A 12,421-nucleotide genomic window follows, 5' to 3' on the forward strand; every position below is an offset into this window, starting at 1 on the left:
GGACAGCCGCCCGTCTGTTCGCCTACTCTGTTTTCGGCCATCACCACCGGCCACGGTCTACCTCGCTCATTGGTATCACTCCTGTGGGTGATGAGGCTTGACCGAATTGACGACATGTGACGCCCTGGATCCGATTGCAAGTCGGCGAACTGCCCGCTTTGCCCGGATCGCCCTTGGCCGGAGGGCTCACTCCGGTGGGTGATCTGCCGCGTACGCATAGTCCGTTCGGGCCATTCAACTTTGGGCCGGACGGGGGTGTTGCGTTGCCGCACTCCTTCCGTAACGTCCTCAACTGGCAACGGTGCATATGCCGTTTGCCGCCGTGGGGGAGCCTCAATTCGGGAGAGGACGGCGCCAGCATGAGCTGGGTTACGGACTGGAGCGCACAGGCAGCCTGCCGCACTGCCGATCCGGACGAACTGTTCGTGCAAGGCGCGGCACAGAACAGAGCCAAGGCGGTCTGCACCGGATGCCCGGTGCGCACGGAGTGCCTCGCCGACGCGCTCGACAACCGCGTCGAGTTCGGCGTATGGGGCGGCATGACGGAGCGCGAGCGGCGGGCGCTGCTGCGCCGCCGGCCGACGGTCACGTCGTGGCGCAGACTGCTGGAGACGGCACGTGAGGAGTACGAGAGCGCGGGCACGCCGCTGCACGAAGGCGCCCTACACGAGGACGCGCTGCGCGCCGCGGAGGAGCTGCCGGTCGCCGCGGGCTGACCCGGGCTCCGGGGCTCCCAGCCCCGCGGTGAGCCTGCTGTGTGCCCCGTCGTGAGTCCGCCGCAAGCCCCGCTGTGAGCCCGTCCTGAGCCTTTGCGCCCGTTGTTCTTGTGCCCGTTGCTACGGGCCGGGCGCGGCCCGCACGCCGTACGCCCCGCTACGCCCCCCCCACGCGTGCTCCGGCCTACGTGCCCGGCGCCTCCTGCGCCGTCAGCAGCTCCGCCACGTCCCGTAGCCCCGCAAGGTCGTGCACGTCCCCCGGCAGCGCGGTGACCTGAGTCACCGGAACCTCCGGGTGCAGCGCCGCGAACCGGTCCCGCGTACGGCGCTCGTGCGCCAGCACCTGCATCCGCTCGGCATGCAGCCGCAGCAGCGCCGCGGCATCCGCCGCGCCCTCTGTGCCCGTGCCGGCATCGTCGCTTGTGTCCGCCGTCCCCGCGCCCTTCGCGCCGGAGCCCGCGTCGTCCACGCCCCGCTCGTCCAGCGCCTCGGCCGCCGCCAGCGCCCGCTCCGCGCTCAGTTGCGCCGCGCCGCTCTCGTGCACCCTGTTGAGCACCAGCCCGGCCAGCGGCATCCGGTCCGCTTCGAGGCGTTCGACAAAATAGGCCGCCTCCCGCAGCGCGTCCCGCTCCGGCGTCGCCACCACCAGGAAGGCCGTGCCCGGCGCCTGCAGCAGCCGGTACGTCGCCTCCGCGCGCGTGCGGAAGCCGCCGAAGAGGGTGTCCATCGCCGCGACGAACGTCTGCACGTCGCGCAGCAGGGAGGCGCCCAGCAGCTTGCCGAGCGTCCCCGTCATCATCGACATCCCGACGTTGAGGAACTTCATCCCCGCCCGGCCGCCCGCCTTCGCCGGCGCGGTCAGCAGTCTGATGAAGCGCCCGTCGAGGAACGAGCCCAGCCGCTTCGGCGCGTCCAGGAAGTCCAGCGCGGAGCGGCTCGGCGGGGTGTCCACGATGATCAGGTCCCAGGAGTCCCGGGCCCGCAACTGGCCCAGCTTCTCCATCGCCATGTACTCCTGCGTGCCGGCGAAGCCGGCCGACAACGACTGGTAGAAGGGGTTCTCCAGGATGGCGCGGGCCCGGTCCCCGTCCGCGTGCGCCTCGACGATCTCGTCGAAGGTGCGCTTCATGTCGAGCATCATGGCGTACAGCTCGCCGGGTCCCTCCACGCCGTCGACCCGCCGCGGGCTGTTGTCCAGGGCGTCGATGCCCATGGACTGCGCCAGCCGCTTCGCCGGGTCGATGGTGAGCACCACGACGCGGCGGCCGCGCTCCGCGGCCCGTACGCCGAGGGCGGCGGCCGTCGTCGTCTTGCCGACGCCGCCGGCGCCGCAGCAGACGACGATGCGGGTCTGCGGGTCGTCGAGGAGCGCGTCGGCGTCCAGCCGGGGCGCGGTGTCGAGGCTCATAGGGGCCACTGCTTTCCCAGCTCGCCGGACAGCCGGTAGAGGCCGGCCAGATCCACTCCCTCGGTGAGCAGCGGCAGTTCGTACTGCGGCAGCTCCAGCCGCGCCAGCGCGGCCCGTTGCGTACGTTCCAGGGCCAGTCGCTCCGTGTGCTCGCGCGCCTGCCCCAGCAGCGGCGCGACCAGGCGCTCCGCCCGCGCGCCCCGGCTCGCACCGCCCAGCCCGGCGGCGGACAGCGCAGCGGCGAGGGCGGCGGGGTCGGCGGCGGCCCGTTCCAGGTCCGCGTCGTCCATGAGCGCGGGGCGCACCATGTTGATCACCGCGGCGCCGACCTGGAGCCCCGCCTCGCGCAGCTCGGCGACGCCGTCGACGGTCTCCTGCACGGGCATGTCCTCAAGGAGGGTGACCAGGTGCACGGCGGTACGGGCCGAGGTCAGGACCCGCATCACGGACCGGGCGTGGTTGTAGATGGGCCCGGCCTTCGCCAGCCCGGCGACCTCGGCGTTGACGCCCAGGAAGCGCGTGATGCGGCCGGTCGGCGGGGCGTCCATGACCACCGCGTCGTACACGTGCCGGCCGTCCTTGTCCTGCCGGCGGGCCGCCTCGCACGCCTTGCCGGTGAGCAGGACGTCGCGCAGGCCCGGGGCGATGGTGGTGACGAAGTCGATGGCGCCGAGCCGGCGGAGCGCCCGTCCCGCGCTGCCCATCCGGTAGAACATCTGCAGGTAGTCCAGCAGGGCCTGCTCGGCGTCGATGGCGAGCGCGTACACGTCGCCGCCGCCCGGCGCCGAGGCGATGCGCCGCTCGCCGTACGGCAGCGGCTCGGTCTCGAAGAGCTGGGCGATGCCCTGCCGCCCCTCCACCTCGACGAGCAGGGTGCGCCTGCCGTCGGCGGCCAGTGCCAGCGCCAGGGCGGCGGCCACGGTCGTCTTGCCGGTCCCGCCCTTGCCGGTCACCACGTGCAGCCTCTGGAGCCCGCTCATGTCCGCGAGCCTAATTCCTCGGCGCGCGACTCAGCAGACCGCCTCCGCCCGACGGCCCCAAGCGGGGGCCAGTCGGGGCGGGCTAAAGTCTGGCCCATGACGAAGTGGGAATACGCGACCGTGCCGCTGCTCGTACACGCCACCAAGCAGATCCTGGACCAGTGGGGCGAGGACGGCTGGGAGCTGGTCCAGGTCGTGCCCGGGCCGAACTCCGAGCAGCTCGTGGCGTATCTGAAGCGGGAAAAGAGCTGATGGCGGGGCGGGTCGAGGGGAAGCTCGCGGAGCTGGGGCTCAGCCTGCCCGAGGTGGTGCCGCCGCTGGCGTCGTACGTGCCCGCGGTGCGCAGCGGGCCGTACGTGTTCACGGCCGGGCAGCTCCCGATGGTCGACGGCACGCTGCCGCTGACCGGGAAGGTCGGGGCCGAGGTCACGCCGGAGGAGGCCAGGGAGCTGGCCGCGCGGTGTGCGCTGAACGGGCTCGCGGCGATCAAGTCGGTCGCCGGTGACCTCGACCGGGTCGTACGGGTGGTGAAGGTCGTCGGCTTCGTCGCGTCGGCGCCGGACTTCACGGCGCAGCCGGGTGTGATCAACGGGGCGAGCGAACTGCTGGGCGAGGTGCTGGGCGAGGCCGGAGTGCACGCGCGGAGCGCGGTGGGGGTGGCGGTGCTGCCGCTGGACGCACCGGTGGAGATCGAGTTCCAGGCGGAGCTGGCCGGGTAGGGGGCTGTCGCCCCGGGCGCTCGTCCGGGGCGCTCTTCCGGGGCGCTCTTCCGGGCGGGTACGGGGGCCGGCGGGCCGGAGTTATCCACATACCGGCAGTTGTCCACAGGCTGGGGTTGCCCACTCGAACATGGCCGCGGCAGCCCGTAGGCTCCCGGTCATGTCCGAAATGAACGCCGCGAACGCCGCGACCGGAGCGCAGCCCCGGTGGATACCGCCCGCCGAGCGCATCCGCGCGCTCGCCCGCGGCGAGCTGACGCCCGTCACGCCGCGCCGCGCCGCGACGGTGCTGCTGCTCCGCGGTACGGCCCCCGAAGGCCCGTGGGTGTACATGCTGCGGAGAAAGACCTCCATGCCCTTCGCCGCGGGTGCGTACGCCTATCCGGGCGGCGGCGTCGATCCGCGCGACGAGCGCCCGCTGGACGCGGCGGCCTGGGCCGGGCCGTCTCCGGCGCAGTGGGCGGCCCGGCTGGGGGTGGCCGAGCCGGAGGCGCAGGCGGTGGTCTGCGCGGCGGTGCGGGAGACGTTCGAGGAGGCCGGGGTGCTGCTGGCCGGGGCCTCGGCGGCGGAGGTCGTGGCGGACACCACGGGGGCGGACTGGGAGGCGGACCGCGCGGCGCTGGTCGCCCGCGAGCTGGGCTTCGCCGACTTCCTGGCCCGCCGCGGACTGGTCGTACGGACCGATCTGCTCGGCGCCTGGGCGCGCTGGATAACCCCCGAGTTCGAGACCCGGCGGTATGACACGTGGTTCTTCGTCGCCGCCCTCCCGGAGGGCCAGCGCACACGGAACGCCTCGACGGAGGCCGACCGCGCGGAGTGGGTCAGGCCCGCCGAGGCGGCCGAGGGGTACGAGCGGGGCGAGCTGGTGATGCTGCCGCCGACGATCTCGATGCTGCGCGGGCTGCGGGAGTACGGGTCGGCGGCCGAGGCGCTGGGCGCGGCCGGGGAGCGGGATCTGTCGGCGGTGCTGGTGAAGGCCCGGATGGAGGGGGACGACGTCGTGCTGAGCGCCCCGGGGCACGAAGAGTTCACGCGGAGGCTGCCGTCATGAGGGCGGCGGCGCCGGGGACGGCGGGGGTGGTCGTGTGACGGACGCGGGGGCGCTGCCGGGGCAGCCGCGGGGCGGGGTGCTCAGCGGGCCGGCCACCGCCCGTGCGACGTGCGTGCTGGCGCCCAACGCCTCGCCCATGACCCTCGACGGTACGAACACGTGGATCGTCGCCGAGCCGGACTCCGCGCGGGCCGTGGTGATCGACCCCGGGCCGCTGGACGAGGACCATCTGGCGGCCGTCGTGGACACCGCGGACCGGGCGGGCCTGCGGGTGGCGCTCACGCTGCTCACCCATGGGCACGCGGACCACGCCGCGGGCGCGGCCCGCTTCGCGGAGCTGACCGGGACAAGGGTGCGGGCCCTGGACCCGGCGCTGCGCCTCGGCGACGAGGGGCTGGCGGCGGGGAACGTGATATCCGTCGGCGGGCTGGAGCTGCGGGTCGTGCCCACGCCGGGGCACACGGCGGACTCGCTCTGCTTCCACCTGCCGGCCGACGACGCCGTGCTCACCGGCGACACGATCCTCGGCCGCGGCACGACGATGGTCGCCCATCCGGACGGCCGGCTCGGCGACTATCTCGACTCGCTGCGCCGGCTGCAGTCCCTGACCGTGGACGACGGCGTCTCGACGGTGCTGCCGGGCCACGGGCCGGTGCTGGAGGACGCCCAGGGCGCGGTGGAGTACTACCTGGCCCACCGCGCGACGCGGCTGGCGCAGGTCGAGACGGCGGTCGAGAACGGGCACCGCACGGCGGCGGACGTGGTGGCGCACGTGTACGCGGACGTGGACCGGACGCTGTGGCCCGCGGCGGAGCTGTCGGTGCGGGCCCAGCTCGAGTATCTGAAGGAGCACGGCCTGATCACGTAGCCGGGCCCACCGGCCCGGTCATGTGCGTGGCGAAGTCACGTCGGTGCCGTGGCGGCGCCGTGAAGCCGTGGCGGCCGTGCCGTGGTGGCGACCGTGGGGAGGGCGGCGGCCGTGCTGTGGCCAGGTCCGTGCCGCCCTTCCGGGGCGCGGCGAGGTCCGTGAAGCGGCGCCGGTTCGGGGTCAGCGCGAGCGCTTCGCCAGGCGCTCCACGTCCAGCAGGATCACGGCCCGCGCCTCCAGGCGCAGCCAGCCGCGGCTGGCGAAGTCCGCCAGCGCCTTGTTGACCGTCTCCCGGGAGGCGCCGACGAGCTGGGCCAGCTCCTCCTGCGTCAGGTCGTGCACGACGTGGATGCCCTCGTCCCCCGGTACGCCGAAGCGCCGCGAGAGGTCCAGCAGGGCGCGGGCGACGCGGCCAGGGACGTCGGAGAAGACCAGGTCGGACATCTGGTCGTTGGTGCGCCGCAGCCGGCGGGCGACCGCCCGCAGCAGCGCGGAGGCGACCTCGGGGCGGGCGTTCAGCCAGGGCTGGAGATCGCCGTGGCCGAGGCCGAGCAGCTTGACCTCGGTCAGCGCGGAGGCGGTGGCCGTGCGCGGACCCGGGTCGAACAGGGACAGCTCGCCGATCAGCTCGCCGGGGCCGAGCACGGCCAGCATGTTCTCGCGACCGTCGGGGGAGGTGCGGTGGAGCTTCACCTTGCCCTCGGTGACGACGTACAGCCGGTCGCCGGGCTCGCCCTCGTGGAAGAGCGCGTCACCGCGCGACAGCGTCGCCTCGGTCATGGAGGCACGCAGCTCCGCAGCCTGCTCGTCGTCGAGCGCGGCGAAGAGGGGCGCGCGCCGCAGAACGTCGTCCACGAGTTCTCTCCTTGTCGGGGTGCCCGGGCGACCGCGGGCCGTTGCTCGGTCGGCCCGTCGCTTTCCATGATGCCGGACAGTAAAACAGTGCGATCAGTCACAAGTTTGACGTACCGCAGCGTGAACCGTAGCCCAGGGGTCCGATTGGCGGCACTTTTCCGGTGCTCAGAAGCGGGCGCTCGGGGGGTTGCGCGGGGGCGCGTGGTTGCGTGCGGAGGCCCGGGCGGGCGCTCAACGAGCCGGTCGGGGCGCCGTCGTGCGTGACGCGTGGGTTGACCCGTACGGCCCTATTCCGCTCTCAGCGAACGCACCTCCTGCAATCCGATAAACCGGACATAGCGCCGCCATGACAGTGTCCTGTGCGCGCCGTGCCAGCGGTCCTCGGCACGCTCCTTCCCGCAGACCGAGAAGGAGACACCCGCATGACCTACGCATTCAGGGCCGAGGGCCTGGTCAAACGGTTCGGCGCGACCACCGCGCTGGCCGGCATCGACCTGGCGGCCCGGCAGGGCACCGTCCTCGGCGTCCTCGGCCCCAACGGCGCCGGCAAGACCACCGCCGTACGCATCCTTGCCACCCTCCTCCGCCCCGACGAGGGCACGGCGGCCGTCGGCGGCCTCGACGTCGTCCGCGACGCCGGCGAGGTGCGCCGGCTCATCGGGCTGACCGGCCAGTACGCCTCCGTGGACGAGGACCTGACCGGCACCGAGAACCTCGTGCTCATCGGGCGGCTCCTCGACATGCGCACCGCCGCCGCCCGGGCCCGCGCCCGCGAGCTGCTGGCGCACTTCGAGCTGGCCGGGGCCGCCGGCCGCCCCGTGCGGACGTACTCCGGCGGCATGCGCCGCCGCCTCGACCTCGCCGCCTCCCTCGTCGGCCGGCCCGACGTCATCTACCTCGACGAGCCGACGACCGGCCTGGACCCCGTGCGTCGCGAGGACGTCTGGCGCATCGTCCGCTCGCTCGTCGGGGACGGCGTGACCGTGCTGCTCACCACCCAGTACCTGGAGGAGGCCGACGCGCTCGCCGACGAGATCTCCGTCATCGACCACGGCCGGGTCATCGCCCACGGCACCCCGGCCGAGCTGAAGCAGCGCGTCGGCGGCCGCCACCTCGACCTGCGCCCGCTGGACCCGGCGCGGCTGCTGGACTCGGCCGGGATCCTCGCGGCGGTGGCCGGCACGCAGCCGGAGTCGCCGACGCGCGGCACGCTGACCGTCCCCGTCGCCGACGACGGCATGCTCACGGCGGCCGTCCGCCGCCTCGACGAGGCCGGGATCGCGGTGGCCGAGCTGTCGCTGCGGCTGCCCGACCTGGACGACGTGTTCTTCACCCTCACCGGCCACGGCACGGCGGTCCCGGCCGGATCCGGCACCGCGGGCGCGGCCCGTACCGCGAAGACCGAGGAGGCCGTCCGATGACCACGCTCACCGCCCCCGAGCGGACCGCCGTGCCGTCCCGCCGCGAGGGCGCCGCGCGTCCCTTCGCGCTCGTACGGCACAGCGTCGCGCTCGCCGGCCGCAGCCTGGTCAAGACCAGGCGCACGCCCGAGCAACTGATCGACGTGACGCTGCAGCCGATCCTCTTCCTCGTCATGTTCCTGTACCTGCTGGGCGGTGCGGTCGCCGGTTCGACGCACGCGTATCTGCAGACCCTGCTGCCGGCGTTGATGGTCATGAACACGGCCTTCGCCTCGGTCCAGACCGGCATCAACCTCAACGACGACATCAAGAAAGGCGTCTTCGACCGCTTCCGGAGCATGCCCATCGCCCGCTCCGCGCCGCTGATCGGCTCGGTGCTCGGCGACCTGATCCGGTTCGTCATCCTGATCGTGGTGCAACTCGGCTTCGGCTACGCCGTGGGCTTCCGGGTCGGGACCGGACTGCTGCCGGCCCTGGCGGCCTGTCTGCTGGTGATGTTCTTCGCGTTCTGCCTCTCGTGGCTGTTCGTGCTGATCGGGATGCTGGTACGGGAGCCGGGGGCGGTGCAGGGCGTGGGCTTCATGGCGATGTTCCCGCTGACCTTCGGCACCAACGTATTGGTGCCCACTGACACCCTGCCCGGCTGGCTGGAGACGTGGGTCGACGTGAACCCGGTGACGGGCGTGATGGAGGCCGCGCGGGGGCTGATGGTCGAGGGGCCGGTCGCGGGGCCGGTGCTGGAGTCGGTGCTGTGGAGCGCGGGGGTGTTCGCGGTGTTCTTCCCGTTGGCGGTACGGGCCTATCTGCGGCGGACCTAGTCTTCGGCCACCGGTTCCCCGGTGGGGTCCGGGGTGCCGGCCAGGTACGCGCGGAGCAGTTCGATGGCGTCGCCCTGCTTGAGGGCGGCGCCGCGGGCCCGGGCCGGCCCGAACTCCGCGCCGAGCGCGCGGCGCAGCCGGGCGGCGAGGTCCGCGGCGTCCGGCAGCGCGACGTCGCCGACCCCGCGGACGGAGTCTGCGGCGCCGAGCAGCCCGGCGGCGCGGGCGAACTCCGCCCCGGCGTGCCCCGCGTCCGCCTGCTCCGCGTCCGCCTGCTCCGCGTACTCCGCCGCCAGCGTCGCCACGCCGACCCCGACCATCGCCACCACCGGCATGTCCTTCACCCCGACCGCCACGCCGAGCCCCGTCGCCAGCTCAGTACGCGCACCGGCCACGTCACCCCGTACGCACGCCAGCAGCGCCCGCCCCGTCCGTACGATCGCCTCGATCTGCGGCACCGCCACGCCGCCCCGCCGCAGCGTCGCCAGCGCCTCCCCGTACCACCGCGCCGCCTCGTCCGCCTCGCCTGCCCAGCGCGCGAGATCGCCCAGGACGTCCCGGCACAGCGCCGCGACGTGCGAGCGCCCCTCGCGCACCGCCGCACGCAACACGCGGTGCAACTCCGCGCGCGCCTGCTCCGTACGCCCCTGCGCAGCTTCGAGCTGCGCGAGCCGGGTGCGCAACTGCCCTACGTCGTCCTCGGCGTGCACCTCGCCCATCAGCCGCAGCGCTTCCTCGAACCCCGCCCGCGCCCGCTCCGCGTCCCCCAGCAGCGCCCGGTACTCGCCGAGTTGGTGCAGCGCCATCGCCAGCCCCCACCGGTCGCCGACCTCCCGGAACTCCGCCGCGGCCGCCTCCAGGTCCTCCTCAAGACCCGGCGCGTACCCCCGGTTCTCCCGGAACGCCGCCCGGATCATCCGCAGCAGCCCCCGCGCCCACGGGTCCGGGTGCCCCAGCCGCTCGTCGATCGCGGCGAGCCCGCGCTCGTCGTCGTCCGTGAACACCGCGATGCCCGGCTCCAGCACGGCAAGCATGGGATGCCCGCCCATCGGATCGACCCGCGCGGCCAGCGCCGTCAGCTCCTCCAGGGCCGCCGGGTCGGGATCGGTGCCGCCGCTGGTGGCGGAGTTGATGAGGTAGAAGCCGAGGGCGACCGCGTGCGGTTCGAGGGGCAGTTCGCCGGGAACGGCGAGCGCGAGGCGGAGCCAGTCGGCGGCCTCGCTGTGGTGGCCGAGGATCATCCAGTAGATGCCGAGGGCGGCGACCAGCCGGACGGCGGTGCCGGCGTCCCCGGCGTCGATGGCGTAGCGCAGGGCCGCGAGGAGGTTGTCGTGCTCGGCGTCGAGCAGGGCGATCCAGCCGAGCTGTTCGCGGCCGCGCACGTGCGGGTCCGCGGTCTCGGCGAGCCGGAGGAAGTGCGCGGCGTGCGCGGCCCGTACGCGGTCGAGGTCGCCGGCCTCGGCGAGGCGGTCGCGGCCGAACTCGCGGATGGTCTCCAGCATGCGGTAGCGCGGACCGGCGCTCGGCTCGGCTTTCGCGCCCTGGGGTGCCTCCGCGATCTGCAGCAGGGACTTGTCGGCGAGGGCCGCGAGCAGGTCGAGGGCGGTGACGACGTCCATGCCGCACACGCCCGCGACGGACTCGGGCGTCGCGCCGCCCGGAAACGCCGACAGCCACTCCGCGAGCCGCCGTTCCTCCTCGCCCAGCAGCTCCCAGCTCCAGGCGACGACGGCCTGGAGCGTACGGTGCCGGGGCAGTGCGGTCCTGCTGCCGGTGGTCAGCAGCCGGAACCGGTCGTCCAGGCGGGCGGCGACCTGCTCGACGGGCAGCGAACGCAGCCGGGCGGCGGCCAGTTCGATGGCCAGCGGCAGGCCGTCGAGGCGGCGGCAGATCTCGGCGACGGCGGCGGCGTTGGCGGGCCCGACGGCGAAGTCGGGGCGGGCGGCGCGGGCGCGGTCGGCGAAGAGCCGCACGGCCGCGCCGGTGGCCTGCTCGCCCTGCCCGTCCCGGGCGGCCGGCCCGTCGTGGGCGTCCTGCGGGGGCAGGCTCAGGGGCGGGACGGGACACAGCGCCTCGCCGTCGATGCCCAGCGGCTCGCGGCTGGTGGCGAGCACGCGCAGCTCGGGGCAGCGGCGCAGCAGGTGGTCGGCGAGGTGGGCGGCGGCGGAGACGACGTGCTCGCAGTTGTCGAGTACGAGGGTGGTGGCCGTGGCGGCGAGGGTGTCGGTGAGCCGGGTGAGCACGTCGCGCGGGGGCAGGTGGCGGTTGTCGAGCACGGCGGTCTCGCGCTGGCCGAGCGCGCCGAGTACGGCGAACGGGACGTCGGCGCCGCCGGTCACGGGCGCGAGTTCGACGAGCCACACGCCGCCGGGGGAGTCATCGAGGAGCGCTTCCGCGGCGGTGGTGGCGAGCCGGGTCTTGCCGGCGCCGCCGGGGCCGGTGAGGGTGACGAGCCGCGAATCGCCGAGGAGGGCGCGCACGCGGCGCAGTTCGCCGTCGCGGCCGACGAAGCTGGTGAGGGCGGCGCGCAGGTTGGTACGGACCGGGGGCCGGGGGTCGTCGGGGGTTCCGGGGCCGGTGCCGCTGCCGGGCTTCGTAGCGGCGCCGGGCCTCGTACCGTACGAGCCGCTTGCGCCTTCCGGCTTCCTGCCGTACGGATCACCCGCGGCGCCCGCGTACGGACCGCTTGCGCCGCCCGGCCCCTTACCGTACGGGTCACCCCCGCCGCCCCACCCCGGCACCTCGCCTCGCAGCACCGCCACGTGCAGCTCCCGCAGGGCCTCCGACGGGTCCGCGCCCAGCTCCTCCGCCAGCAGCGCGCGGTACACCTCGTACGCCCCCAGCGCCTCCGGCTGCCGCCCCGTCGCGTACAGCGCGCGCATCAGCAGCGCGCGCGGGCGCTCACGCAGCGGGTGCGCCACCGTCAGCGCCTCCAGCTCGGGGACCGCGGCACCGGGGCGAGCGCCGCCGGGGCCGGCCTCCGCGAGGCCCGCCTCGATGCGGTCCTCGGTGGCCTCCAGCCGCAGCTCCTCCAGCCGGTGCGCGGGCGCCGCCGCGAACGGCGCGTACGCCACGTCCGCGAGCGCGGGCCCGCGCCACAGCGCCAGCGCCTCCTCCAGCAGCCTCCGCGCCGCTACGGCGTCGCCCGCCGCCAGCGCCTCGCGCCCGGCGTGCGCCTGCCGCTCGAAGCGCACGGCGTCCACCGCCTCCGGCGGCAGCGCGAGCCGGTAGCCGGCGGGCCCGTACGCGAGGACGTCCGCCCGGCCGAGCGCCCGGCGCAGCCGGGAGACGAGGGACTGCAGCGCGTTGCCGGGGTCGGCGGGGGCGTCGTCGCCCCAGAGGCCGTCGGCGAGCAGCGCGGTGCCGACGTACCGGCCGGGGTCGAGCGCGAGCCGTACGAGCAGCGCGCGGAGCCGGCCGCCGGCGATCTCCACCGGCACCCCGCCGACCGCCACCTCCAGCGGACCCAGCACCCCAATGCGCACGTACGCCAGCCTCTCACGCACCCCGTGAGCGGCCGATCTCCTTTTGCCCGGCCCTTTACCGAACCCCGAACCCCGAACCCCGAACCCCGCGCCGGTGCGG

The 12,421-nt window shown here is 74.6% G+C and carries 11 protein-coding genes; 7 read left to right on the forward strand and 4 right to left on the reverse strand.

The genetic code is table 11. The features are described from left to right. Nucleotides 1–359 precede the first annotated feature (359 nt). Nucleotides 360–716, forward strand: coding sequence for a WhiB family transcriptional regulator (locus CXR04_RS19820; RefSeq protein WP_018841321.1), 357 nt, complete (start codon nucleotides 360–362; stop codon nucleotides 714–716). Nucleotides 717–900: 184 nt separating this feature from the next. Here the strand turns inward: CXR04_RS19820 and CXR04_RS19825 are convergent, their stop codons facing one another. Both CXR04_RS19825 and CXR04_RS19830 read right to left on the reverse strand, forming a co-directional pair. After that, nucleotides 901–2,124, reverse strand: coding sequence for an ArsA family ATPase (locus CXR04_RS19825; protein ID WP_101423695.1), 1,224 nt, complete (start codon nucleotides 2,122–2,124; stop codon nucleotides 901–903). Further along, nucleotides 2,121–3,104, reverse strand: a complete 984-nt coding sequence (locus CXR04_RS19830) for an ArsA-related P-loop ATPase (protein WP_101423696.1) — start codon at nucleotides 3,102–3,104, stop codon at nucleotides 2,121–2,123. The genes CXR04_RS19825 and CXR04_RS19830 overlap by 4 nt, the downstream gene beginning before the upstream one ends. A gap of 96 nt (nucleotides 3,105–3,200) precedes the next feature. On the opposite strand from CXR04_RS19830, the gene CXR04_RS34905 reads away from it, so the two are divergent. From CXR04_RS34905 to CXR04_RS19845, 4 genes are all read left to right on the forward strand, one after another. Next, entirely contained in the window at nucleotides 3,201–3,356 is a 156-nt protein-coding gene (locus tag CXR04_RS34905; RefSeq protein ID WP_123060262.1) for a DUF4177 domain-containing protein, read from the forward strand. Next, a complete protein-coding gene (locus CXR04_RS19835; RefSeq protein ID WP_101423697.1) occupies nucleotides 3,356–3,823 on the forward strand; it encodes a RidA family protein in 468 nt (155 codons plus the stop codon). The genes CXR04_RS34905 and CXR04_RS19835 overlap by 1 nt, the downstream gene beginning before the upstream one ends. A gap of 169 nt (nucleotides 3,824–3,992) precedes the next feature. Then, complete coding sequence (locus tag CXR04_RS19840) at nucleotides 3,993–4,874, forward strand: NUDIX hydrolase (RefSeq protein WP_101423698.1); 882 nt, start codon at nucleotides 3,993–3,995, stop codon at nucleotides 4,872–4,874. 34 nt (nucleotides 4,875–4,908) lie between these two features. Next, complete coding sequence (locus CXR04_RS19845) at nucleotides 4,909–5,742, forward strand: MBL fold metallo-hydrolase (RefSeq protein ID WP_101423699.1); 834 nt, start codon at nucleotides 4,909–4,911, stop codon at nucleotides 5,740–5,742. A gap of 180 nt (nucleotides 5,743–5,922) precedes the next feature. Here CXR04_RS19845 and CXR04_RS19850 read toward each other — a convergent pair whose 3' ends face one another. Beyond that, nucleotides 5,923–6,597, reverse strand: coding sequence for a Crp/Fnr family transcriptional regulator (locus CXR04_RS19850; RefSeq protein ID WP_018835840.1), 675 nt, complete (start codon nucleotides 6,595–6,597; stop codon nucleotides 5,923–5,925). Nucleotides 6,598–7,019: 422 nt separating this feature from the next. Here CXR04_RS19850 and CXR04_RS19855 point away from each other — a divergent pair, with 422 nt between their 5' ends. Beyond that, complete coding sequence (locus CXR04_RS19855) at nucleotides 7,020–8,018, forward strand: ATP-binding cassette domain-containing protein (protein ID WP_101423700.1); 999 nt, start codon at nucleotides 7,020–7,022, stop codon at nucleotides 8,016–8,018. Beyond that, a complete protein-coding gene (locus tag CXR04_RS19860; protein ID WP_101423701.1) occupies nucleotides 8,015–8,836 on the forward strand; it encodes an ABC transporter permease in 822 nt (273 codons plus the stop codon). Before CXR04_RS19855 ends, CXR04_RS19860 begins: the two co-directional genes overlap by 4 nt. Here CXR04_RS19860 and CXR04_RS19865 read toward each other — a convergent pair. Continuing rightward, complete coding sequence (locus CXR04_RS19865; protein ID WP_234380341.1) at nucleotides 8,833–12,321, reverse strand: AfsR/SARP family transcriptional regulator; 3,489 nt, start codon at nucleotides 12,319–12,321, stop codon at nucleotides 8,833–8,835. The two genes, CXR04_RS19860 and CXR04_RS19865, sit on opposite strands and share 4 nt — an antisense overlap. Between the last annotated feature and the right edge of the window lie 100 nt (nucleotides 12,322–12,421).

It is taken from the genome of Streptomyces sp. CMB-StM0423 (assembly GCF_002847285.1).
In the GTDB taxonomy this organism is placed as follows: Bacteria; Actinomycetota; Actinomycetes; order Streptomycetales; family Streptomycetaceae; genus Streptomyces.

Coding starts and splice junctions, on each gene's coding strand:
- CXR04_RS19820 (WP_018841321.1), top strand. CDS start 360: ATGAGCTGGGTTACGGACTGGAGCGCACAGGCAGCCTGCCGCACTGCC.
- CXR04_RS19825 (WP_101423695.1), bottom strand. CDS start 2,124: ATGAGCCTCGACACCGCGCCCCGGCTGGACGCCGACGCGCTCCTCGAC.
- CXR04_RS19830 (WP_101423696.1), bottom strand. CDS start 3,104: ATGAGCGGGCTCCAGAGGCTGCACGTGGTGACCGGCAAGGGCGGGACC.
- CXR04_RS34905 (WP_123060262.1), top strand. CDS start 3,201: ATGACGAAGTGGGAATACGCGACCGTGCCGCTGCTCGTACACGCCACC.
- CXR04_RS19835 (WP_101423697.1), top strand. CDS start 3,356: ATGGCGGGGCGGGTCGAGGGGAAGCTCGCGGAGCTGGGGCTCAGCCTG.
- CXR04_RS19840 (WP_101423698.1), top strand. CDS start 3,993: ATGAACGCCGCGAACGCCGCGACCGGAGCGCAGCCCCGGTGGATACCG.
- CXR04_RS19855 (WP_101423700.1), top strand. CDS start 7,020: ATGACCTACGCATTCAGGGCCGAGGGCCTGGTCAAACGGTTCGGCGCG.
- CXR04_RS19860 (WP_101423701.1), top strand. CDS start 8,015: ATGACCACGCTCACCGCCCCCGAGCGGACCGCCGTGCCGTCCCGCCGC.